This window comes from Micromonospora hortensis, assembly GCF_022230935.1.
Taxonomy (GTDB): Bacteria; Actinomycetota; Actinomycetes; order Mycobacteriales; family Micromonosporaceae; genus Micromonospora; species Micromonospora hortensis.
In genome coordinates this window covers 14,321-36,034 of the sequence record NZ_JAKKFE010000007.1, presented here as the reverse complement: position 1 = coordinate 36,034, position 21,714 = coordinate 14,321, and the positions used below count along the sequence as shown (strand labels likewise).

Below are 21,714 nucleotides of genomic sequence, written 5' to 3'. Positions count from 1 at the left end.
TCCCGCCGCGCCGGCTTCTTCCGCGCCATGTTACCGGCGGGTTAACGTTGGTCCATGCCGATTGAGTCGTCCCGCGACGCCGTCATCGTCGCCACCGCCCGCTCCCCCATCGGCCGGGCGCACAAGGGGTCCCTGCGCGACGTCCGCTCCGACGACCTCGCCGCGACCATCGTCCAGGCCGCGCTGGACAAGGTCCCCGCGCTGGATCCGACCACGATCGACGACCTCTACCTCGGGTGCGGCCTGCCCGGTGGCGAGCAGGGCTTCAACATGGCACGGGTGGTGTCCACCCTCCTCGGTCTGGACACTGTCCCCGGCGCCACGCTGACCCGCTACTGCGCCTCCTCGTTGCAGACCACCCGGATGGCGATGCACGCGATCCGGGCCGGCGAGGGCGACGTGTTCGTCTCCGCCGGCGTGGAGATGGTCTCCCGCTACGCCCGGGGCAGCTCCGACGGGCTGCCGCCCGAGGCGCAGGCCCTGGTCGGCGGCGGCTGGGAGAACCCCCGCTTCGGGACGGCCGGTGAGCGCTCGAAGCGCCGTGCGCAGGGCGGCGCCGAGGTGTGGACCGACCCGCGTGAGGCCGGCGAGCTGCCCGACATCTACCTGACCATGGGGCAGACCGCCGAGAACCTGGCCCAGGTGTACGACGTCAGCCGCGCCGACATGGACGAGTTCGGCGTACGCAGCCAGAACCTCGCCGAGAAGGCCATCGCCGACGGTTTCTGGGCCCGGGAGATCACCCCGGTCACCACGCCGAACGGCACCGTGGTGAGCACCGACGACGGGCCCCGGGCCGGCGTCACCCTCGACGCGGTCTCCGGCCTGAAGCCGGTGTTCCGCCCGGACGGTCGCATCACCGCCGGCAACTGCTGCCCACTCAACGACGGCGCCGCCGCCGTTGTGGTGATGAGCGCCCAGCGAGCGGAGGAGCTCGGGCTCACCCCGCTGGCCCGGATCGTCTCGACCGGTGTGACAGCCCTGTCACCGGAGATCATGGGTCTCGGGCCGGTCGAGGCGTCCCGGCAGGCGCTGCGCCGAGCCGGCATGACCATCGACGACGTCGACCTCGTCGAGATCAACGAGGCGTTCGCCGCGCAGGTCATCCCCTCCTACCGCGAGTTGGGCATCCCGGAGGAGAAGCTGAACGTGATGGGCGGGGCCATCGCGGTCGGCCACCCGTTCGGCATGACCGGCGCCCGGATCACCGGCACCCTGCTCAACGCGCTGGAGTGGCACGACAAGACCATCGGTCTGGAGACCATGTGCGTGGGCGGTGGCCAGGGCATGGCCATGGTGCTGGAACGGCTCAGCTGAGCCGACCTCAGAGCGCGCTGCGGGTCGCCGTCACCTCGGCGGCGGCCCGAGCCAGCGCCTCGGCCCCCGGGTCGGCGGCCAGCAGGTCCGCCGCGACCACCCGCAACTGATCGGGTAGGGCCAGGTCGTTGTCGAGCCGGGGCACCACCCGACGGGGCTCCCCCTCGGCGTCGGCGGCCAGGTTGGCGACCTCCTGCACCAGGCGGTGCACCAGGTCGGCGCGGGACACGTTGCCGGTGGTCGCGACCGCCGCCCACCGGGGCTGCTGCCAGTGCGCGATCTGACGGACCAGCAACTGCACGGCCTTGTCCAACTCCGCTGCGCTCATCGCCGCCGAGTCTACGGCCGGCACCGACCGCGCCGGGTCGGGCCGGTCAGCGGCGCAGGTAACTGAGCAGCCGCAGCAACTGCCAGTAGAGAAAGACCAACCCGGTGAGCAGGCCGAACGCGCTCAGCCACGCGTACCGACGGGCTCGGCCGTCGCGGACCGAGCGCTCGACGAGATCGAAGTCGAGGATGAAGCTGAACGCCCCCGCGATGATGGCCACCACCGAGAAGGCGTACGGCAGCCAGCCGACCTCCCCACTGACGCTGTAGACCGCCAGGCCCGGTCGCCCGGTGATCAGGTACGACACCAGGTTGACCACGCTGAGCACGGCGATGCCGAGCAGGGTGCCGATCACCAGGCGGGCCAGTCGAGGCGTCGCCCGGATCACCCGGGCCCGGTAGAGCGCCGCCATGCCGAGGAAGACGCCGAAGGTGCCGGCCACCGCCTGCACCACGATGCCCGGATAGACCTGCTCGAAGGTGCGGCTCGCCACCCCCAGCAGCAGCCCCTGGAGAATGGCGTACCCGACGATCGGCACCGGGTTGGTGATCGCTCGCAACGAGATGACCAGGACCAGCGCGATCGAGGCGAGGGCGCTGCCGGCCAACGCGGCGCCCAGCCACACCGCGTCGGGGATCACCGCCCAGGACACCGCCGCGGTCGCGCCGGTCACCAGCAGCAACCCGACGGTACGGACGACCACGTCGTCGACTGTCATCGGCTCGACGTCACGGGCGCCGAGCACCCGGGCCTCCACCCGGCCGGTCTCGTCCAGCCGGTTGAGCACCGGGTTGTTGCTGCGCACCGCCGCCTCCTTCGCCCTACCCCCCGAAGTCACTCTGCCCCGGGCGGACCGGCGGCGGCGGGCAAACGGCGCGGACGACGGCGCCCGCCCCCACCGGAGTGGGGACGGGCGCCGGTCGGCAGTGCGGACGAGGTCAGTCGTCGCCCTGGAAGTAGCTCAGCAGGCGCAGGATCTCGATGTAGAGCCAGACCAGGCTGACCAGGATGCCGAACGCGGCCACCCAGGAGTAGCGCTGCGGCAGGCCCATCCGGACGCCGTCCTCGATCTCCTTGAAGCTGAGCACGAAGCTCAGCGAGGCGACCACGATGCAGACCAGGCTGAAGCCGATGGCGAGCGGGCTGCCGTCGCGCAGGCCGGTGTTGACGCCGAACAGCGCCAGCACCAGGTTGATCATCATGACCGCGAACAGGCCGACCATCACCGCGATCATGCCCTTGACGAAGGCCGGGGTGGCCCGGATGACCTTCGCCCGGTAGAGCATCGCCATCAGGAAGAAGATGCCGAAGCTGGCTGCGGCGGCCTGGAGCACGATGCCGTCGAAGCGTGTCTCGAACGCCTTGCTGACCATGCCGACGAAGACACCCTCGACGACCGCGTACGCGATCACGAGCGCCGGGTTGGCCATCCGGGAGAACGAGATGATCAAGCCGAGGACCAGGCCGACCACCGCCGCGCCGATCCAGGCGGTACCGACCAGCGCGTCGGGCACGAGCACCCAAGCGGCCGCGGCGGTGATGCCGAGAATGCCGAGCAGAGCGACCGTCTTGACGACCACGTCGTCGACGGTCATCGGCGCCACGGTCGGCGGCGCGGCCGGGTAATCGGCCTGGGACGGGTACTGCTGGGGAATGCCGGGCTGTCCGTACGGCCCGGCCGGGGCGTACCCGGCGGAGCGCTCCCGCTCGGCCGCTTGGCCGAGCCGGGCGAGCACCGGGTTCGAGGTCTTCACTGTCTGGCCTCCCTCAGGGGGTCGTTTGCACGTGAACGTGCCCTCCAAGAGTAAACGGCAGAGCCAAGTCCTGGAGATCACGAATGAGAATGCGCGAGTCGACCGGTGCCCGGGGCGGGGGTCGAACCCGCACGCCTTGCGGCAGCCGCTTTTAAGGCGGCCGTGTCTGCCTTTCCACCACCCGGGCGAGTGGCACCGGCGCGCCGACACGCCTGGTGCAATGTCACCGTAGCCGGTCTGCGGCGACCCGGCGTACCCCGCCGGCCCGGCCACATTAGGGTCGATGCCGTGAGCAGCGCAGCCCCCACGGCCCCCGACGCCGCACCTGAGCAGGCATTCCGCCTCGCCGATCAGGTCAACCGCCGACCCCGGGCCACCCGGCCGCTGGCCGCCGCCCGCCGCCACCGGGCGGACCTGGTGGCCGCTCTGGTCTTCGCGGTGCTGGCCGGCTGGCTCGCCCACGGGCTGTGGCCCGACCCGGGCGGCCGGATCCTGGCGCTCAACCCGGAGGACCAGGCCCTCTACGAGTGGTTCCTGGCGGTGGACGCCCGCGCGCTGCTCGGCGACTTCGACCTGCTCACCGACCGGCTCAACGCGCCCGACGGTGTGAACCTGATGGCCAACACCACCGTGATCGCCCTCGGCGTCCTCTTCGCGCCGGTCACCCTGCTGCTGGGAGCACCGGTCACCTTCGCGCTGCTCGCCGCCGGCAACCTCGCCGGCACCGCACTCGCCTGGTACCTGCTGTTCCACCGGACGCTGCGCGTCCGCCGGGTAGCCGCCGCACTCGGCGGAGGGCTGTGCGGATTCGGACCCGGGATGGTGTCGCAGACAAACAGCCACCTGCACATGACCGCCCAGTGGCTCGTGCCGGTGATCATCTGGCTGGTGGTCCGGCTGCTCCGGGCGGCCGACCCGGGGCCCGCCACCCCCGACGAGGCCGGCCGTAGCCGAGCCACCGGGCCGAACCGTCGTCGACTGTTCACCTCCGCGGCGGGGCTGGCCGGCGCGGTCAGCGCGCAGGTCTTCATCGGCGAGGAGGTGCTCTTCCTCACCGCGATCGCGCTGCTGGTGATGGCGATCAGCTACGCCGTGGCGGACCGGGACCTGGCCCGCCGGGCACTCCCCGGGTTCGCCGGCGGGTTGGCGATCGCCGCCGGGCTCGCCCTGCTGGTGCTCGGCTATCCGCTGTGGTTCCAGTTCGCCGGGCCGCAGGGAGTCGCCGACGGGATGTTCACCCCGGCCTACTTCTCCGCCGACCTGAGCAGTTGGTGGAGGCTCTCACCACTGTCGGTGGCCGGCAGCGACGAATCCGCCCGGCTGACCACCGGCCCCGCCGAGTACAACACGTTCCTCGGCTGGCCACTGCTGCTGGTCACCGCGGTCTGCGCGATCTGGGCCGGGCGACGCCGGCTGGTCTTCGCCTGCGTCGTGGCGGGCCTGGTGATGGGGGCGCTCTCCCTCGGCCCAGAGGTGGTGCTCGGCGGCACCAGGACGGCGATCCCCGGCCCGTACGCCCTGATCGGAGGGCTCCCGGTGGTGGACGGGGCGTTGCCGATGCGGTTCGCGCTGGCGTTGCTGCCGATCGTCGCGACGCTGCTGGTGCTCGCTGTCGACAGGGCAGTGCGCAGCTCCGGTCGGGCGCGGCGGCTGGTGCCCCTGGCCGTCGGCGTGGCGCTGCTGCCGATCTTTCCGACCCCACTGCCGACCGCCGGACGACCCCCCGTGCCGGAATTCATCACCGGCGGCCACTGGCGGCAGTGCGTACCGCCGGGCGGGGTGCTGGTCCCGGTGCCACTGCCCACCCCGAAGGAGCCCTGGCCGATGCGCTGGGCGACCGCAGCGGACGCCGGTTTCGGGCTGCCGGAAGGCTTCTTCATCGGTCCGTACGGGAGGGGCGGCACCGCGGCGATGGGCACGTTCAAGCAGCCCACCTCCGCGCTACTGGCGGATGTCGCCCGGCGCGGCGACCAACCGGCCATCGGCGACGAGCAGCGCCGACAGGCCGTCCGCGACGCCGACTTCTGGGGCGCCTCCTGCGTGGCGCTCACCGACGACGCCCCCCACGCGGAAAGCCTGCGCGCCACCCTGGAGCAGCTCTACGGCCCACCCACCCGCATCGCCGACGCCTGGACGTGGCGGGTCTAGACCACCAAAAACCCCGCCGATCTTGCACTTCCTGTCCGGACAAGACGCGCCAGAAGGCGCATTACGGCATCCGGAAGTGCAAGATCGACGGGGTCTGGCGTCGCTTTCTGGTCAGACGCGGGGCGCGCCGACCGGCTGGGAGGCCTCGACGAACTCCTCGCGCGGATCGTGCAGCTGACCCAGGGCGACCACCTCGCGCTTGAGGAAGAACGCCAACGACCAGTCCACCACCACGCGGACCTTGCGGTTGAACGACGGGATCCGGCTCATGTGGTACGTCCGGTGCATCACCCACGCCGGCCAACCGGTCATCTTGATCCCGTACACCTGGGCCACGCCCTTGTGCAGGCCGAGGCTCGCCACGCTGCCGACGTGCTTGTGCTTGTAGTTCACCGGCTCGCGGCCCCGGATCACGGCCGTGATGTTGTCGGCCATCCGGGCGGCCTGGCGCACGGCGTGCTGAGCGCTCGGCGAGCAGAAGTTGCCCGGCTCCTTGGTCAGGTCCGGCACGGCGGCGCAGTCGCCCGCGCTCCAGGCGCCCTCGAGCACCTGGTCACCGTCGACCACCTGGAGCGTGGGCAGGCAGGTGATCCGACGACGGTCGTCACGCGGGAAGTCGGTCGAGTCCAGCATCGGCGACGGCTTCACGCCAGCCGTCCAGACGATCGTGTCCGAGCGGAAGCTGTCACCGTCGGAGAGCTTGACCACCCCGTCGACGCAGGACTCGAGCCGGGTGTCCAGCCGGATGTCCATGTTGCGCTTCATCAGCTGCTGCACGGTGTAGGCGCCCATGTCCCGGTCGACCTCGGGCAGCACCCGCTGGGTGGCCTCGACCAGCACCCAACGGACCTCGTCCTGCTTGAGCTCCGGGTAGTAACGCAGGGCGTCGCGAGCCATGTCCTCCATCTCGGCGAGCGCCTCGATGCCGGCGTACCCACCGCCGACGAAGGTGAAGGTCAGCGCCGAACGGCGGACGTCCGGATCTGGCGTTGCGGCCGCCACGTCGAGCCGATCCAGCACGTGGTTGCGCAGGTAGATCGCCTCGCCGATGGTCTTGAACCCGATGCCCTGCTCGTGCAGACCGGGGATCGGCAGGGTGCGGGAGACCGAACCCGGGGCCACGATCACGTGGTCGTAGGTGATCTCCCGGGCCGGGCCGCTGATCGGCTGCACGGTGGCCACCTTGCGCTCGTGCTCGATCCGCGTGACCGTGCCGGCCACCATCTTGCACCGGCGCAACTCCCGCCGCAGCGGCACCACGGAGTGCCGCGGGGAGATGTTGCCCGCCGCCGCCTCCGGCAGGAACGGCTGATAGGTCATGTGGGGTTGGGGGTCAACCACCATGACCTCAGCCTCACGGGAGCTGAGCTTCTTCGACAGGCGCAGGGCCGCGTACAGACCGACGTGCCCGGCACCAACCACAAGGATCCGCTTCGGATTCACGTTGTCTATCTTTCCCCGGCCGGCTCAGGTAATCCCGCTCGCGGCCCTCATCTGTGACGGAGCACAACCCATGTGACCTGCGTAACCCTCAGGTCGCAGGGGTCACCGACGCCGCAGCAGCCAGCCCAGCAACACTGCCATCCCCACCGCCACCAGCAGCCCCAGCACTGTCACCCACTGGTATCCGGCACCCCCACCCGTCCCCGTCGCCTGCAACAACAGCACGCCGAGCACTGCGGAACCCAACAGCACGGCGGCCGACCGCACCAACCACCGGGTGATCAACTCGGGGTCCACCATCGCGTCATAGGGCAACAGCGCGGCCAGCGCGCAGAGGGTGTGACCCAGGTAGAGCAGGGCCGCGACGGCAAGCAGCCGCCAGAGAGCGACCGGACGGCCGTACCCGTCGGTGGCGAGCAGCCAGCCGCCGACAGTGACCAACGCGGTGAAGGTCGTCCAGACCTTGCGCGGCCCGATCGCGGGCAACAGGGCGGCCACCGCCAGGAAGAAGATCGGCCGGCCGGACAGCACCTCCGCGGGGAACGCCAGGACGAACCCGGCAAACACCATGACGAAGATCCCGGCCCGGACCAGCAGCGGGGCCACGCTGACGCGAGCGACGGCGTACTGCGCCGCCCGAACCCGCTCCACCAGAGCGCTCACCGGGGCCGCCTTCCGTTCGCGACTGCGGGGCTCGCAAGCTCACTCCTCGCGCTCACCGGGCCCGCCCTCCGTTCGCGACCGCGGGGCTCGCAAGCTCACTCCTCGCGCTCACCGGGGCCGCCCTCCGTTCGCGACTGCGGGGCTCGCAAGCTCACTCCTCGCGCTCACCGGGCCCGCCTTCCGTTCGCGACTGCGGGGCTCGCAAGCTCACTCCTCGCGCTCACCGGCCACCCACCCTTGGGGCCGTCGCCAACCGGGCCACGTCCCGCAACACCTGGTCCAGGCTGCCGGCACCCGCCCAGCGCACCACCGGCACGCCGTGCTCCCGGAGCTGCCCGATCATGATCTCCCGATCCAGGCGCCACAGCCGGTACGCCACCTCGGCCCAACCCCGGTCCTTCGGCGACGCCAGGTCGGTCGGCAGCGTGTCGACAGCCACCACGAACCGCCCACCGCGGGCCAACCGGGCGAGCATCTGCGCCGACCGTTCGTCCAGCAGCGGAGTGAGCACCACCACCAACGCGTCCGAGGAGAGCAACTGCGGGCCGAAAACCTGGTCGTACGGCTCGTGCGCGGACGCGTGGACCCGGACGTCGAGCAACCACTCCAGGACGGTCAGGTACTGCCGCCGTCCGGCGGCCGGCCGGAGCCGGCGGGCAGCCGGCCCGTACTCCAGCAGCGAGACCCGATCACCACGGTGCAGGTAGTGCTCGGCGATCGCGGCGGTGGCCCGGACGGTGGTGTCCAGCACCGAGGCGGCGCCGCCCACCCCACCGGAGCGGCCCGCCTCGGCGAGCACGTCGAGCAGCACCACCACCTCCGCGTCCCGGTCGGAAAGGGTGGCGGCCACGTGCAGCTGCCGGGCCCGCAACGAGACCCGCCAGTCGATCCGGCGCAGCCGGTCCCCGGGGGCGAAGACGCGTACGCCGGCAAGCTCGCCGCCCTCTCCGGGTCGACGGGAGTGGTGCGCCCCGACCAGGCCGGCGGCGCGGGGCATCGCCTCGACCGCCTCGAACGGCTCGGTACGGGGGTACACCCGTACCCGTACCGGCTCGGTGATCACCGCCCGGGAGACCAGCAGACCACCGGCAGTGGCGACTCGGGCACCGGCGGGGCCGACCGGGTGCCGGCCCCAGCGCACTGCCTTGCCGGCCAGCTCCAGGTCGACCGCGGCGCCGATCGGCACCGAGGTCACGAACGGCCGGTCCGCGACGGATCGACGCCGGCCGTTGCCCTGCGCCGTCGCACCGGTTTCCGGTGTGGCGTTCGGCTCCCCGGCGTCGACGGCCCCGTCACTGGCGAAGCCGGCCCGAACGATCCGCAGCCACGGCGACACGCGGGTACGCATCACCACCAGGTCGTAGTCGACAGTGTCCGGGTTGCCGACGCTCACCGCCGCCGCCACGTCGCCGCCCTCGACCAGCGGCCCACCGTCGCCCTGGGTGATCCACACCTGGGGCAGCGCCGTGGGCCGTCGACGCAGCGCGTACGCGGTGCCCAGGGCGAACGGGGCGGCGAGCACGATGAGGTCCACCCGGCCGAGCAGCACCCCGGCCACCAGCAGCAGGCCGGCGAGCAGCACCGCGCGGCCGAGCGCCGGGGTGGGCGCCCAGCCGGCGGCCGGTTCCGCTTCGGTGGCCGTCGGCACTGTCGGTCCGGTCATCAGTGCCGGGGCCCGCCGGCGGCGTAGCTGGGCAGCGCGCCACTGGCCGGGGCGGGAGTAGCCTCCAGCACCTCGCCCACCACGAACGCCGGGTCGACCCGGCGCAACCACATCTCCGGGCGCAGGGTGATCCGGTGGGCCAGGGCGGGCGCCGCCACCGACTTGACGTCCTCCGGCACCACGTAGTCACGGCCGCCGAACACCGCGCGGACCCGGGCCAGCAGCAGCAGCGCCAGTGAACCACGAGGTGAGGCGCCGACCAGCACCGACGGGTGCTCCCGGGTGGCCGCGGTGAGCGACACGATGTAGCGGCCGATGGAGTCCTCCACCACCACGTCCTCCAGGGCGGCCTGCATGGCCCGCAGCGTCGCCGCGTCGACCACCGCCTTGATGTCCGCCTCCTCCCGGCGACGGCTCATCCGACGGCGCAGCACCTCCCACTCCTCTTCGTGCTGCGGGTAACCGAACGAGACCCGCAGCAGGAACCGGTCCAGCTGCGCCTCCGGCAGCGGGTAGGTGCCCTCGTACTCGATGGGGTTGGCGGTGGCCAGCACGTGGAACGGCTCGTCGAGCTTGTAGGTCACACCCTCGACCGAGACCTGCTTCTCCTGCATCGCCTCCAGCAGCGCGGACTGGGTCTTCGGCGGCGTGCGGTTGATCTCGTCGGCGAGGAGCAGGTTGGTGAAGACCGGGCCGGCCCGGAAGGTGAAGTCGCCGTTGCGCTGGTCGTAGAGGAAGGAGCCGGTGACGTCGGCGGGGAGCAGGTCGGGGGTGAACTGCAACCGACGGAAGTCCAACCCGAGGGCCTGGGCGAACGAGCGGGCGGTGAGTGTCTTACCGAGCCCTGGCAGGTCCTCCAGGAGCACGTGCCCGCCCGCGAGGATGCCGGCGAGGACCAGCTCCAACGCGTCCCGTTTGCCGACCACGACGGTGCCGACCGCGTCCAGGACCGCCCGAGCCAGGTGCCCGACCTCGGCGGGGGCAATGCTCCGGTCCACGTCGTTCATCAAATACTCTCCAGTTCGGCGACGATCACCGCGAGGTCGCGCGGCGACGGGGTGCGGCGAGGCGGGGTCTCCAGGAACGTCCACAGGCGGTCACCCAGCAGGACGCGAGCGCGGGCGGGATCCGACTCACGGGTGACGCCGTGTTTGAGCCGCATCCGCTCGTCGGCCAGTTCACCGATCCGGGGCAGAACCACCTCGGTGAAACGTTCGGGTCTGTTCGAGGACCAGTCCAGGGGCCGTTCCCACTGGTTGATCGCGCCACGCAGCGCGTCCCTGGCGTCCCAGTTGTAGCTGCCGTCCTCTTCGCCCGCGCCGGCCTGGCGAGCCGGCGGTTGCGGGGGTGGCGGCGCCAGCAGGGCGGTGACCCGGCGGACCGCCAGCACGGCGAGCACCCCGGCGATCAGTACGGGCAGCGAGACCTGGAGGCCCACCGCGCGGAGGCCGACCAGCAGGACCGCTACCACCGCGGCGGCCCACGCGAGCGAGCGCAGCACCGGACGCCATCGGGACGGGCGTGCCTGCGGACCGGCCGGTGCGGCCTCCTCCTCGAATGCGAGCAGATCGTCGATGCTGGTGCTGCTCATGAGGTCACCGCCGCGGTGAGCTCTCCGCGCAGTCGGCCGAGCGCGGCGCGGGCCTGGTCCCGGGTGCGTTCGCCGACCGGGTGGGTGGCGTACCGGGCCTCCCGGTAGACGTGCGCGAACTCGGCGAGCACGTCGGTGCTGGCGATGGCCGGCACGCCCGCGGCCGGGTCACCCTGCAACAGCCGGCTGACCAGGTCGGTGGGGGTGTCTCCGGCGAGCCTCGGCACACCGGCGGCGGCGGCGGTCTCCTCCAGGCGCACCCAGCAGGCGATCACCGCCACCCGGGGGTCGGTGTCCTGGTCGTCGAGTTCCTCCAGGCCGGCGTCGAGGGCGGCTACCACCTCGCGGGCGGTGCCCTCGGCGGTACGGCGGGCCCGCTGCGCGGGTAGTGCCCGGGTGGTACGACGCAGCGCGCCCCGGATCAGGACCCAGCTGAGGTAGCCGAGCGCGGCGAGGATGGCCAGCCCGAGCAGGACCACCGCCACAGTGCCGACCCACTGCGGGATGTGCGCCTGGGTGGCCTCGCCGGCGTCGCGGGGCTCGATCGGGATGGACGGCGATGGCTCAACCGTCGGGTACTCGGGAACCCAGGGAACGTTGTCCGCGGCCGGCGGGATGCGACTGGCCCCGATCGACGAGTGAGCGGACGCCAGCGCGGCGCCGGCGAGCAGGGCGGCGACCGCGCCGACCGGCCACCACCGGTGGAGCAGGCCGAGCGCCGGCCGCAGCGCACCCGGCTCGGCGGACGGTACCGGTGTGGGCGGGCGTGTTCCGTCTGTCATCGCCACCACCCCACGCGTCGTCTCAGTCCACTCCGGCCAGCTGCTTAGCCTGGCCGAAGACGTCGTCCAACATCCCTGGTGTCAACCGCCCGGTGAAGGTGTTCTGCTGACTGACGTGGTAGCAGCCGAGCAAGTCCGGGGCGTTCGTGCCGGACCAGTGTGCCCCATGACCGAACGCCGGTCGCGGGCTGGGCGGGCGCTGCCCGTACACCGCCTGGAGCACCGGCCACCACGCGGCCCAGGCGAACGCGCCCAGCGCGACCACGACCCGCAGCGTGGGCCGGAGCAACGTGACCTCGCGGTGCAGCCAGGGTGCGCAGGTGTCCCGTTCCACCGGGGTCGGCTTGTTGTCCGGAGGCGCACACCGGACGGCCGAGAAGATTCGCAGGTCGCGCACCGTGAGCCCGTCGTCGGCGGCGACGCTGGTCGGCTGGTTGGCAAGCCCGGCCCGGTGCAGCGCCGCGAACAGCACGTCACCCGACCGGTCACCGGTGAAGATCCGGCCGGTGCGGTTGCCACCGTGCGCGGCGGGCGCCAGCCCGAGGATGGCGATGCGGGCGTCACCGGTGCCGAGGCCCGGCACCGGTCGACCCCAGTAGTCCTGGTCGCGGAAGGCCGCCCGACGGGTGCGGGCGACCTCCTCCCGCCATTGGACCAGCCGCGGGCAGGCGAAACAGTCGCTCACCGCAGCGTCGAGGTCGGCCAGGTCGGTCGCCCGCGCTGCGCGGGCGACCACCTGTGCGGGGGTACGCGTCTCAGCCAAGCTTGGCCCGGAAGAGTTCCAGGGTGCGGGCCCAGGCGCTGGAGGCGGCGCGCTGGTCGAACGCCTCCGGCCGGTCGTCGTTGAAGAAGGCGTGCGAGGTGCCCGGGTAGTCGTAGAGGTGGCAGTCGCCGCCGGCCTCCTCGATGCCCCGCCGGGCGGTCTGTACGCCGTCGGTGGCCGAGGTGCCGTCCTCTTCGGAGCAGTGGATGACCGCTGCCTTGCCGGCGTAGTCGGCCCAGTCGGGGCGCATCGACTCCCAGGGCAGCACGGGATAGAAGCCAGCGGTCGCGACGATCCGCTCGGAGATGGTGGCCGACCAGAGGGCCAGGCTGCCACCGGCGCAGAAGCCCACGGCACCGACCTTACCGGTGACCTCGGGCCGCCCGGCGAGATAGTCGGCGGCGCCGGCGATGTCCTTCGCCGCCTCGTCCATCCGCATCGCCAGCAGGAGCCGCTGCGCCTCGTCCGGCTCGCTGGTCGTCTCACCGTGGTAGAAGTCCGGGGCGAGGGCGACGAAACCGGCCTCGGCGAACCGGTCCGCCACCGACCGGATGTGCGGGACCAGGCCCCACCATTCCTGAATGACGATGACGGCGGGGCTGGCCGTGCCGCTGGCGGGTATCGCGAGATACCCCTCGCTCGTGCCCCCGTTGCTGCGGTAGCTCACCATTTCGCCCATGGGCCGTCCTCCTAGCGGTCAGTCATCGTTGGCTGGTCGCCCAGTGGTCCTACGTGCCGGTAGCCTGCCACGCCACGCGGCCGTCGGGAAGACGCCGGAACAGTGGCATTCACCTCCTGTTCGCCCCCCGGTGACTCCGGGTACGCCGACGGCGGCGGGGTCTGCTCCCGCCGCCGTCTTTGTCGAGCTAACCGCTGTGGTCAGACCTTCTTGGTCAGGCAGAGCACGTAGCCCGTCTTGCCTGGCTTGATGCTGGAGTAGATGTACCCCTCCTGGCCTTCCTTGAAGAACTGCGTGCAGGTGGTGTCGGCCTTGGCCTGCGCCTCGCTCTGGCCGTCCACTCGACCGACCACGCTGTACGCCGCGTCGGTGGAGGTGCACTCGACGACCTTGGCGCCGTCGACCTCCTCCTGCTCGGTGCCGGTGACCTCGGGCAGTTCGGCGATGCAGTCGCCGGTCTTGGCGGCTGCGGTTTCGTCCTTGTTGAAGTAGTTGCCGATCGCCGAGGCGACGCCGAACTTCAGGCCGGCGATGACGACGACGACGAGGATCGCACCGACGATGCCGATGGCCTTCTTCGCACCGGACTTCTCCGCCTTCGGCTCGGCCGCCGGCTGCGGCTCGGTAGCCGGCTGCGGCTCAGTGGCCGGCTGCGGCTCGGTGGCCGGCTGCGGCTGCGGCTGCGGCTGCGGCTGCTGCGTGGCAGGCTGCGGCTCGGCCGCTTGCGGCGTCTCGACGGCCGGCTCAGGGGTTGCGGCGTCGGGCGCGGGGGGCGGTGCGACCTGCTCTGGCACGGGGGTTCCTTCCGAGGGGTTGATGAGCAGACGACACCGTAACGATCATTGATTTCCGGTGTCGTCCCGCTCGCCTCGTCCGTTCAGCTAATTCCCAGTTTCACCCGCATGATCCAGTTCACACCTCGGTCAGCTCGTCGGGGTGGGGGTTGGTGTGCCGCTCGGCGTCGCGGTCGGGCTTGCCGTGGGCTGGCCGGTGGCCGTCGGGGTCGGCGTTGCGGTCGGGTCGAGTGTGCTGCTCGGGTCCGGCGTGGCTGTGGGCGACGACGCCGGAAGGAGAGGCGCACCCGGACCGCGAGGCCCGAAGGGAGCCTGCTCGGGGCAGTACGGGTACGGCCGCAGCAACGGCTGGCCATAAACGTCGAGCGGGCTCGGGCAGTCCGGGTGGTAGCCGAGCCGGATCGGATTGCCGTTCTGATCGAAGAGCCGGGCGTTCTCCACCAGCCGACCCTCGCCGTCGTAGACGAAGACGTCCCGGATGTGGCCGTACTGGCTGTCAACCGAAGTCTGGTCGTAGTAGTAGTCGTTGTCGCGCGCGTTCTCCGCGTCGACCAGCCCGGCGAGCGCGAAGACCACCAGCACCGCGCTGGCGACCTGAACGGCCGAGCGCGGCCAACGGGTCAGCTGGGCCGAACGGCGACCGATCCAGATGGAGGCGAGCACGAAGCCGATCAGCATGATCAGGCCGGCGAGTAGCTCGCCGCCGAACCGGGGCAGCAGCCCGAAGTCGCCACCGGTGCTGATCACCGTGACCAGCATCGCCGCCAGATAGCCGCGCAGCACCCACCAGGCCGGACGCAGCAGCCGGAGGAAGTCGCTGGCCGTCTCGTACCCCAGGGGTGGGCCGAGACGGGTGTCCATGGTGCGCAGCCGGCCGCGGACCCGGGCCATCGCGCTCGCCACCCGCTGGTCGAGGTTGCGCCCGCTGCCCGGCGCGGCGCCGGCTGCGGCGCGCAGCTCGGCGGCGTACGTCTCGGGCTCGCCCAACCGCTCGACCAGGGTGCCCTCGGCCTCGGCGGCTACCTCGGTGAGGTGGTCGGCGAGATCCTCGGTCAACTCGTCGCGTTGCCCGGGGGGCAGGTCGGCCAGAGCGGCCCGGACCCGCGCCACATAGTCGGTGATCTCCTGCTCCGCGACGGTCATGCCGCCATCCCCCGATCGTCGAGCAGACTGTCCATTGTGGTGGCGAACGAGCGCCAGAGCTTGCCGGAGCGGGTCAGCTGGTCGCGCCCCGCGACGTTGAGTGAGTAGTACTTGCGGTGCGGCCCGGATTCGCTCGGCACGACGTAGGTGGTGAGCAGGCCGGCGGCGAAGAGGCGGCGCAGCGTCCCGTAGACAGAGGCGTCACCGACCTCCTCCAGGCCGGCCTCGCGCAGCCGGCGCAGAATGTCGTAACCGTAACCGTCCTCCTCTCGGAGCACGGCCAGGACGGCCAGATCAAGCACGCCCTTCAACAACTGTGTGGTGTCCACGCATTACACACTAGTGTGTAATGCGAAGTAGCGTCAACGAAACGGCCGCGACACGCCCGGCGCGCGGCGCGCGGCGCGCGTGATGGTGATCGACTCGGCTTTCAGGAAGTCGGGGCATCCACGCTGCCCGCACACCGCGACGCCAATGAAGGCGCGTTGATCAAGATCGCTGGCGCGCGGTGGCTTACTGGACGCTCCAGGCGATGCCGTCGAGGATGTCGTGCTCCGAGGCGACCACCGACGGCATCCCGGCCCGCTCCATGATCACGCGAAGCACCAGGGCGCCCGCGCCGATCACGTCGGCGCGGCCCGGGTGCATCACCGGGTTCGCCAACCGCTGCGCACGGGTCTGACCCAGCAGCTCCGCTGTCACCCGGGCGACCTCCTCGTACGACACCCGGGCGTGGTGGATGCGCTCCGGGTCGTACTCCCGCAGGCCCTGGGCGAGCGCGACCACTGTGGTGACCGACCCGGCGAGGCCGACCAGGGTGGCCGCCTCGCGACCGGGCACCACGGCGAGCGCCCGGTCCACCACAGCGGCGATGTCGGCCTGCGCCGCCGCGACCTGCTCGGGCGTCGGCGGGTCACCGGGCAGGTGCCGCTCGGTCATCCGGACGCAGCCGATGTCCACCGAGATCGCCGACCGCACCCCGGCGGCCCGGTCACCGACCACGAACTCGGTGGAACCACCACCGATGTCGACGACCAGGAACGGCTCCTTCGCGTCGGCGGGCAGCCCGCGCACCGCGCCGGTGAACGACAGCCGGGCCTCCTCGTCGCCGCTGACCACCTCGGGCGCGACACCGAGGGTGGCCCGCACCATCTCGGTGAAGTCGGCGGCGTTCGCCGCATCGCGGGAGGCCGAGGTGGCACACATCCGCACCCGCCGCGCGCCCAGCTTCTCGATGTCGGCGGCGTACGACGCCAACGCCACCCTGGTCCGCTCGATCGCCTCCGGCGCCAGTCGGCCGGTGCGATCCACGCCCTGCCCCAACCGGACGATCTCCATCCGCCGGGTCAGGTCGACCAGCGGCGCCTGCGGCCCGGCCGAGGCGTCGGGCAGGTCGGCGACCAGCAGTCGGATCGAGTTGGTCCCGCAGTCGATGGCCGCCACACGCGTCGTCACGGCAGCAACCTTACGGCAGGACGGGCGGCCACCCGGCGGCTTGGTTGGCAGTGGGCCACGACTCGCCCAGGTCGCTCGACGGGCCCCGCAACAACGCCACACCGAGCGAGGTCAGGTGATGTCGCACGGCCCCGCCCTCCCGCTCACTGGTCACCAGACCGGCGGTCCGCAGCGCGCGGGCATGTTCCGAGGCCGAGGAGAGACTGATCCCGACCGCCCGGGACAACACTGTGGTGGTCAACCCCCCGTCGGTCGCCAGTCGGCGCAGCACCAGCGCCCGGGTGACGCCGAGCAGCCGACCGAGGGCACCGTCGTCGGCGGGAGCCTCGCGCACCGGCATGACCACCGGGTAGACGAGCAGGATCGGGTAACCCTGCTCGACGAGCACCCGGGGCCGCGGCCCGGCCAACGGGGAGGGCAGCAGGATGATCCCGTGGCCGGTGCCGGGAAGGTCGCCGTCCCACCACGTCCGTACCTCCAGCACCGGCTCCCGCCACCGGATGCTCGGGTGCAGACCGGCGAAGAGGCTGGCCAGGCCATGCTGCGCCAGCCGCTGGCTGGCAGACGCCACCTGCTGACGGTACGCGGACACCAGCTCGGCCCAGTGCGGTTCGAGCACCGCGTCGAACCAGGTCCGCACGGCCCCGCCGAACAGGTCGAGCACCTCCGGATCGGCCGCCGCGAACCGCCGCCGCAGCGGGCTGACCGACGTGTCCGAGTACGCCAGGGTGACCTCGGCGCGGACCCGCCGTGCCGGGGTGGCCCGGATCGCCTCAAGCCCGGCCTCCACCGACTCCAGGCCGTCGAAGGGAGTGACGAAATCCGGCAGACGTCCCCGGTCGGGCAGCAGATGCCGCAGGACCGCGGTGGCGGCCTGGGCGGCAGCCGTGCCCTCGGCCGCCGCCACCCGCTCGGCCAGGGTCGGCGCCATCGCCGCGACAGTGGGATCGCGCAGCCACTGACCAGCCAGCAGCGCGATCCCGACCGGATGCAGCCGATCGGCGAACCGCACCCGGCACAGGTCGGCCGACCCGAGCTGGAGGCGAAGCATGGCACCAGCCTGCCTGCCTTCGCCCAGGACCGAAAGGGTTGCTCCGCCGCTGAATGATCTCCAGTGTGGACCTCGGGGTCGACGGGGGGTGGCCGGCGTGCGGCGAACGGTGGCGGTGTTAACGGGGCTCTGCCTCATGGTCGTCGCGGCAGCTTGTGATGAGCGGGGGCAACCCTCGTCGGCCCCACCAGCCTCACCGTCCGCGTCGAGCGAACGACCGGCGGCCGGTGACCACCAGCTCACCCTGCACCACAACGGACTCGACCGCACCTACCTGCTGCACGCGCCACCGGGGTACGACCCGGGCAGGCCCTCCGCGCTGGTCATCGCGCTGCACTTCTATCCCGGCCTCGGATCCTCGATGCGGGAGTTGGCGGGCCTCGACGCCAAGGCCGACAAGGACAACGTGCTGGTCGCCTACCCCAACGGGCAGGGCGGCGGCTTCAACGCGCTGATCTGTTGCGGCAGCGAGGACGACGTCGGCTTCCTCACCGCCCTCACCGACCATCTGGTGCAGACCTGGCACGCCGACCCGAACCAGGTGTTCCTCACCGGCATCTCGAACGGCGGCGACATGAGCTTCCGGGCCGCGGTGGAGAGCACCGGCAAGTACGCCGCTATCGGAGTGGTCAGCGGTGGTTACAGCGGAAACTTGACCACCGCCGACAGTTACGTGCCGAAGAGCCCGGTCTCCGTGATCACCTTCATCGGCGGCCAGGACCGTTACGCCTCGACCTTCCAGGCCGGCATGCGGACCTGGCAGCAGCGGCTCAGTTGCCGGCCGAGCCCGAAGGCGTCCGGGGTGCCGGGGGTGACGCACACGGTGGCGGGCTGCGCGGACGGCAGCGAGGTCAGCGTCTACACGATCGCCGACATGGGCCACAGTTGGCCGGGAGCGACAACGGGCCAACTCGCCGCATCCTCCGCGGGGCTGTCCGCCACCGACCTGATGTGGGAGTTCTTCGCCGCCCACCCCCGCAAGGCCTGACCTACAGGCGCAGCAGCATCCGGGTGTTGCCCAGCGTGTTCGGCTTGACCCGCTCCAGGTCCAGGAACTCCGCGACACCCTCGTCGTACGAGCGCAGCAGTTGCTCGTAGACCGGCTGCGGCACCGGAGCGCCGTCGATCTCGCGGAAACCGAACGCGTCGAAGAACCGCGTCTCGAAGGTGAGCACGAAGATCCGTGCCACCCCCAACTCCCGGGCCGCGTCGATCAGCTCACCGACCAGCCGGTGACCGATGCGCCGGCCCCGGCAGGACGGGTCCACCGCCACCGTACGGATCTCGGCCAGGTCCTCCCACATGACGTGCAGCGCGCCGCAGCCCACCACGACGTCGTCCTCGGCCCGGACCGCGACCCGGAACTCCTGCACCTGCTCGAAGAGGGTGACTGTCGCCTTGCTCAGCAGCCGCCGGTCGTTGGTGTAGGTGTCGACGAGTCGTCGGATGCCCCGCACGTCCCCGGTGCGGGCCCGCCGCACGAGGATCTGACTCTCGGGTGCCTCGGACCCGGCCTGCCTGCTCATTCGGCCGCCGGCACGTCCACGCACGGCCCCGCCGACCACCAGGGCTCGACCAGGCCCAACGTCTCGTCGCCGAACGGGTTCACCCCGGGGCCGGCGCCCAGCGCGTGACCCAGGTGCACGTGCAGGCACTTCACCCGACCCGGCATCCCGCCGGCCGAGATGCCGGCGATCTCCGGCACCTCACCGATCGCACCCCGGCGGGTGAGGTAGTCCTCGTGCGCGGCACGGTAATGGGCGGCCAACTCCGGATCCGTCGTCAGCCGGTCCGCCATCTCCTTCATCAGCCCCGCCGACTCCAGCCGGCTGCACGCCGCCGTGGCCCGGGGGCAGGTCAGGTAGTAGAGCGTCGGGAACGGGGTGCCGTCGGCGAGGCGGGGAGTCGTCTCCACCACGTCGGGAAGGCCACACGGGCACCGGTGGGCCACCGCCCGGGTGCCCCGGGGCGTCCGGCCGAGCTGCGCGGCCACCGCGGCCAGGTCGGCCTCGGTGGCCGGCTCGCGCTGCGGCAGGGGAACGGAATCCGCCGCCGGCTCCGACGGTGGTACGACAGTCACGGTGCCCATCTCTCCTGGTGTGCTGGTCGGTGGATCACTGGCCCGGCTGCTGGCTGTCCGCAGCCCGCACGCTCGACCAGAGCGTGTCGTACCAGGTCGACGGCCCGGCTGGCGGGGCCGAAGCGGCCGACTTCCCGGCGTCCCGGGCGGCGCCCTCCGGGTCGTGCAGCACCACCATCATCTTCTCGCCCGGCTCGCCCATGAAGAACCGCTCCCGAGCCTGCGTCTTGATGTACTCGTCGTCTTTCCAGTTCGCGGCCTTGGCGGCGAGCTTGGCGATCTCCCGCTCCTGCACCGCCTGGGCCGCCTCCATCCGCTCGATGTCGGCCTGCTGATCCAGGTAGACCCGGACTGGATAGGTGTAGGCCAGAGCGAGCGCGATCAGCACCGCGAACAGCACTGTGGCCCGGCCGGTGAAGCGACGGGGGTGGGGTGCGGCGAGCCGCTTCACGACACCAGCGGCAGCGGTACGCCGAGCTGCGGCGGGACGATTCGCCGAGCGCACGCCTTCCGCGCCCCGGGCAGCACCCGGTGCGCGACCGGCGGCGCGCGGCTCGGCGCGTACGCCCGCCTCGCGGACCGATCCCCGCGTGGCGCGCCCACCGCCCGGCCGACCGGACTGACCCGGCCGGCGGGCGGGACGCTGACCACCCGGTGTGCGGCGCTGCTGCATCGTCACACCCCTCCCCCGAGGCTTCGTGCGTCTCAGGCCGAACGGTAGCGCGGGAACGCGCCAGCGCCGGCGTAGCGCGCCGCGTCGGCCAGCTCCTCCTCGATCCGGAGCAGCTGGTTGTACTTGGCGACACGGTCCGAGCGGGCCGGGGCACCGGTCTTGATCTGGCCGCAGCCGGTGGCCACCGCCAGGTCGGCGATGGTGGTGTCCTCGGTCTCGCCGGAGCGGTGGCTCATCATGCACTTGAAGCCGGCCCGGTGGGCCAGGTCCACCGCGTCCAGGGTCTCGGTCAGCGAGCCGATCTGGTTGACCTTGACGAGAACCGCGTTCGCCGACTTCTCCGCGATGCCGCGGGCGATGCGCTGCGGGTTGGTCACGAACAGGTCGTCACCGACGATCTGCACCCGGTCGCCGATCGAGGCGGTCAGCGTCTGCCAGCCGCTCCAGTCGTCCTCGGCCAGCGGGTCCTCGATCGACACGATCGGGTACTCGTCGGCCAGCTTCGTGTAGTAGGTGCTCATGTCCTCGGCGGACTTCGCGGCACCCTCGAACGTGTAGGTGCCGTTGTCGAAGAACTCGGTGGCCGCCACGTCGAGCGCGAACACGATGTCGGTGCCGAGCCGGTAACCGGCCTTCTCGACAGCCTCGGCGATCAGGTCCAGAGCCGCCGCGTTCGTCGGCAGGTTCGGCGCGAAGCCACCCTCGTCGCCGAGCCCGGTGGAGAGGCCCTTCTTCTTCAGCACCGACTTCAGCGCGTGGTAGACCTCCGCGCCCGAGCGCAGCGCCTCACGGAAGGTGGGCGCGCCGATCGGCGCGATCATGAACTCCTGGATGTCGACGTTCGAGTCGGCGTGCGCGCCACCGTTGAGGATGTTCATCATCGGCACGGGCAGGAGGTGCGCGTTCGGGCCGCCCAGGTAGCGGAAGAGGCTCAGCTCGGCGCTGCCGGCAGCGGCCTTCGCCACCGCCAGGGAGACCCCGAGGATGGCGTTCGCGCCCAGCTCCGACTTGCTCTCCGTGCCGTCGATGTCGAGCATCTTCTGGTCGATCAGCCGCTGCTCGCTGGCCTCGTACCCGATGATCTGGTCGACGATCTTGTCTTCGACGTTGGAGACCGCCTTCTCCACGCCCTTGCCCTGGTAGCGGTCGGCGTCACCGTCGCGCAGCTCGATCGCCTCGAAGGCGCCGGTGGAGGCGCCGGAGGGCACGGCGGCGCGGGCTACCGTGCCGTCGTCCAGACCGACCTCGACCTCGACCGTCGGGTTGCCCCGCGAGTCGAGAATCTCCCGGGCGACGATTCCCTCGATGGTTGCCACTAAGTCGCTCCTCGTTGTTGTGATCCGGTCCGTGGGTGGGCCGCGACGGTGCGGCTGAGGCAGGTGTTGAA

At 71.6% G+C, this 21,714-nt stretch carries 23 protein-coding genes and 1 tRNA gene; 3 read left to right on the top strand and 21 right to left on the bottom strand.

The window, feature by feature from the left end:
• Positions 1-54: 54 nt before the first annotated feature.
• The gene (locus NIE111_RS04510) at positions 55-1,317 is read left to right on the top strand and encodes an acetyl-CoA C-acetyltransferase (protein ID WP_238683176.1); all 1,263 of its coding nucleotides are present in this window, start codon (positions 55-57) and stop codon (positions 1,315-1,317) included.
• A 7-nt stretch (positions 1,318-1,324) separates the two neighbouring features.
• Here the strand turns inward: NIE111_RS04510 and NIE111_RS04505 are convergent, their stop codons facing one another.
• The 4 genes from NIE111_RS04505 to NIE111_RS04490 all read right to left on the bottom strand — a co-directional run bounded on the left by NIE111_RS04505 (position 1,325) and on the right by NIE111_RS04490 (position 3,586).
• Positions 1,325-1,645: a hypothetical protein gene (locus NIE111_RS04505; protein ID WP_238683175.1), complete on the bottom strand. Its 321-nt coding sequence runs from the start codon at positions 1,643-1,645 to the stop codon at positions 1,325-1,327.
• Between the two features lie 46 nt (positions 1,646-1,691).
• Positions 1,692-2,450: a Bax inhibitor-1/YccA family protein gene (locus NIE111_RS04500; RefSeq protein ID WP_238683174.1), complete on the bottom strand. Its 759-nt coding sequence runs from the start codon at positions 2,448-2,450 to the stop codon at positions 1,692-1,694.
• Positions 2,451-2,583: 133 nt separating this feature from the next.
• On the bottom strand, positions 2,584-3,399 hold the full coding sequence (locus NIE111_RS04495; RefSeq protein ID WP_238683173.1) for a Bax inhibitor-1/YccA family protein: 816 nt from the start codon (positions 3,397-3,399) through the stop codon (positions 2,584-2,586).
• A gap of 106 nt (positions 3,400-3,505) precedes the next feature.
• A tRNA-Leu gene (locus NIE111_RS04490) sits at positions 3,506-3,586 on the bottom strand.
• A gap of 101 nt (positions 3,587-3,687) precedes the next feature.
• Between NIE111_RS04490 and NIE111_RS04485 the strand changes: the two genes are divergently transcribed.
• Positions 3,688-5,547, top strand: coding sequence for a hypothetical protein (locus NIE111_RS04485; RefSeq protein WP_238683172.1), 1,860 nt, complete (start codon positions 3,688-3,690; stop codon positions 5,545-5,547).
• A gap of 111 nt (positions 5,548-5,658) precedes the next feature.
• Here NIE111_RS04485 and NIE111_RS04480 read toward each other — a convergent pair whose 3' ends face one another.
• The 13 genes from NIE111_RS04480 to NIE111_RS04420 form a co-directional block, all read right to left on the bottom strand.
• Positions 5,659-6,990, bottom strand: coding sequence for an NAD(P)/FAD-dependent oxidoreductase (locus NIE111_RS04480; protein WP_238683171.1), 1,332 nt, complete (start codon positions 6,988-6,990; stop codon positions 5,659-5,661).
• Between the two features lie 102 nt (positions 6,991-7,092).
• Positions 7,093-7,653 carry a hypothetical protein gene (locus NIE111_RS04475; protein ID WP_238683170.1) on the bottom strand — a complete coding sequence of 187 codons (561 nt, stop codon included), beginning with the start codon at positions 7,651-7,653 and terminating at the stop codon, positions 7,093-7,095.
• Positions 7,654-7,873: 220 nt separating this feature from the next.
• The gene (locus NIE111_RS04470) at positions 7,874-9,316 is read right to left on the bottom strand and encodes a DUF58 domain-containing protein (protein WP_238683169.1); all 1,443 of its coding nucleotides are present in this window, start codon (positions 9,314-9,316) and stop codon (positions 7,874-7,876) included.
• Positions 9,316-10,323 (bottom strand): AAA family ATPase, encoded by a 1,008-nt coding sequence (locus tag NIE111_RS04465; RefSeq protein ID WP_091394243.1) that lies wholly within the window; start codon positions 10,321-10,323, stop codon positions 9,316-9,318. Before NIE111_RS04465 ends, NIE111_RS04470 begins: the two co-directional genes overlap by 1 nt.
• Positions 10,323-10,907, bottom strand: a complete 585-nt coding sequence (locus NIE111_RS04460; RefSeq protein ID WP_238683168.1) for a hypothetical protein — start codon at positions 10,905-10,907, stop codon at positions 10,323-10,325. The genes NIE111_RS04465 and NIE111_RS04460 overlap by 1 nt, the downstream gene beginning before the upstream one ends.
• On the bottom strand, positions 10,904-11,689 hold the full coding sequence (locus NIE111_RS04455) for a DUF4129 domain-containing protein (RefSeq protein WP_238683167.1): 786 nt from the start codon (positions 11,687-11,689) through the stop codon (positions 10,904-10,906). The genes NIE111_RS04460 and NIE111_RS04455 overlap by 4 nt, the downstream gene beginning before the upstream one ends.
• 22 nt (positions 11,690-11,711) lie before the next feature.
• The gene (locus tag NIE111_RS04450; protein ID WP_308193627.1) at positions 11,712-12,425 is read right to left on the bottom strand and encodes a uracil-DNA glycosylase; all 714 of its coding nucleotides are present in this window, start codon (positions 12,423-12,425) and stop codon (positions 11,712-11,714) included.
• A gap of 19 nt (positions 12,426-12,444) precedes the next feature.
• On the bottom strand, positions 12,445-13,131 hold the full coding sequence (locus NIE111_RS04445; protein ID WP_238683166.1) for a dienelactone hydrolase family protein: 687 nt from the start codon (positions 13,129-13,131) through the stop codon (positions 12,445-12,447).
• A gap of 200 nt (positions 13,132-13,331) precedes the next feature.
• Positions 13,332-13,925 carry an LppU/SCO3897 family protein gene (locus tag NIE111_RS04440; protein ID WP_238683165.1) on the bottom strand — a complete coding sequence of 198 codons (594 nt, stop codon included), beginning with the start codon at positions 13,923-13,925 and terminating at the stop codon, positions 13,332-13,334.
• A 129-nt stretch (positions 13,926-14,054) separates the two neighbouring features.
• Entirely contained in the window at positions 14,055-15,068 is a 1,014-nt protein-coding gene (locus NIE111_RS04435; protein ID WP_238683164.1) for an HAAS signaling domain-containing protein, read from the bottom strand.
• Positions 15,065-15,397, bottom strand: coding sequence for a PadR family transcriptional regulator (locus NIE111_RS04430; RefSeq protein ID WP_238683163.1), 333 nt, complete (start codon positions 15,395-15,397; stop codon positions 15,065-15,067). Before NIE111_RS04430 ends, NIE111_RS04435 begins: the two co-directional genes overlap by 4 nt.
• Positions 15,398-15,581: 184 nt before the next feature.
• Entirely contained in the window at positions 15,582-16,511 is a 930-nt protein-coding gene (locus tag NIE111_RS04425) for a Ppx/GppA phosphatase family protein (RefSeq protein WP_238683198.1), read from the bottom strand.
• Between the two features lie 22 nt (positions 16,512-16,533).
• Positions 16,534-17,574, bottom strand: a complete 1,041-nt coding sequence (locus NIE111_RS04420; protein ID WP_238683162.1) for an ArsR/SmtB family transcription factor — start codon at positions 17,572-17,574, stop codon at positions 16,534-16,536.
• Positions 17,575-17,710: 136 nt separating this feature from the next.
• Here NIE111_RS04420 and NIE111_RS04415 point away from each other — a divergent pair, with 136 nt between their 5' ends.
• Positions 17,711-18,562: a CE1 family esterase gene (locus tag NIE111_RS04415; protein WP_238683161.1), complete on the top strand. Its 852-nt coding sequence runs from the start codon at positions 17,711-17,713 to the stop codon at positions 18,560-18,562.
• 1 nt (position 18,563) lies between these two features.
• On the opposite strand, the gene NIE111_RS04410 is transcribed toward NIE111_RS04415, so the two are convergent.
• The 4 genes from NIE111_RS04410 to eno are packed head-to-tail and all read right to left on the bottom strand — an operon-like array spanning position 18,564 to position 21,643.
• Complete coding sequence (locus NIE111_RS04410; RefSeq protein ID WP_238683160.1) at positions 18,564-19,100, bottom strand: amino-acid N-acetyltransferase; 537 nt, start codon at positions 19,098-19,100, stop codon at positions 18,564-18,566.
• Positions 19,097-19,654, bottom strand: a complete 558-nt coding sequence (locus NIE111_RS04405) for a DUF501 domain-containing protein (protein WP_238683197.1) — start codon at positions 19,652-19,654, stop codon at positions 19,097-19,099. Before NIE111_RS04405 ends, NIE111_RS04410 begins: the two co-directional genes overlap by 4 nt.
• Positions 19,655-19,688: 34 nt before the next feature.
• Positions 19,689-20,327 (bottom strand): FtsB family cell division protein, encoded by a 639-nt coding sequence (locus tag NIE111_RS04400; protein WP_238683159.1) that lies wholly within the window; start codon positions 20,325-20,327, stop codon positions 19,689-19,691.
• Between the two features lie 32 nt (positions 20,328-20,359).
• Positions 20,360-21,643, bottom strand: a complete 1,284-nt coding sequence (eno, locus tag NIE111_RS04395) for a phosphopyruvate hydratase (RefSeq protein WP_238683158.1) — start codon at positions 21,641-21,643, stop codon at positions 20,360-20,362.
• Between the last annotated feature and the right edge of the window lie 71 nt (positions 21,644-21,714).

Coding starts and splice junctions, on each gene's coding strand:
- NIE111_RS04470 (WP_238683169.1), bottom strand. CDS start 9,316: ATGACCGGACCGACAGTGCCGACGGCCACCGAAGCGGAACCGGCCGCC.
- NIE111_RS04400 (WP_238683159.1), bottom strand. CDS start 20,327: ATGCAGCAGCGCCGCACACCGGGTGGTCAGCGTCCCGCCCGCCGGCCG.
- NIE111_RS04505 (WP_238683175.1), bottom strand. CDS start 1,645: ATGAGCGCAGCGGAGTTGGACAAGGCCGTGCAGTTGCTGGTCCGTCAG.
- NIE111_RS04415 (WP_238683161.1), top strand. CDS start 17,711: ATGGTCGTCGCGGCAGCTTGTGATGAGCGGGGGCAACCCTCGTCGGCC.
- NIE111_RS04465 (WP_091394243.1), bottom strand. CDS start 10,323: ATGAACGACGTGGACCGGAGCATTGCCCCCGCCGAGGTCGGGCACCTG.
- NIE111_RS04410 (WP_238683160.1), bottom strand. CDS start 19,100: ATGAGCAGGCAGGCCGGGTCCGAGGCACCCGAGAGTCAGATCCTCGTG.
- NIE111_RS04460 (WP_238683168.1), bottom strand. CDS start 10,907: ATGAGCAGCACCAGCATCGACGATCTGCTCGCATTCGAGGAGGAGGCC.
- NIE111_RS04445 (WP_238683166.1), bottom strand. CDS start 13,131: ATGGGCGAAATGGTGAGCTACCGCAGCAACGGGGGCACGAGCGAGGGG.
- NIE111_RS04510 (WP_238683176.1), top strand. CDS start 55: ATGCCGATTGAGTCGTCCCGCGACGCCGTCATCGTCGCCACCGCCCGC.
- NIE111_RS04435 (WP_238683164.1), bottom strand. CDS start 15,068: ATGACCGTCGCGGAGCAGGAGATCACCGACTATGTGGCGCGGGTCCGG.
- NIE111_RS04455 (WP_238683167.1), bottom strand. CDS start 11,689: ATGACAGACGGAACACGCCCGCCCACACCGGTACCGTCCGCCGAGCCG.
- NIE111_RS04420 (WP_238683162.1), bottom strand. CDS start 17,574: ATGCTTCGCCTCCAGCTCGGGTCGGCCGACCTGTGCCGGGTGCGGTTC.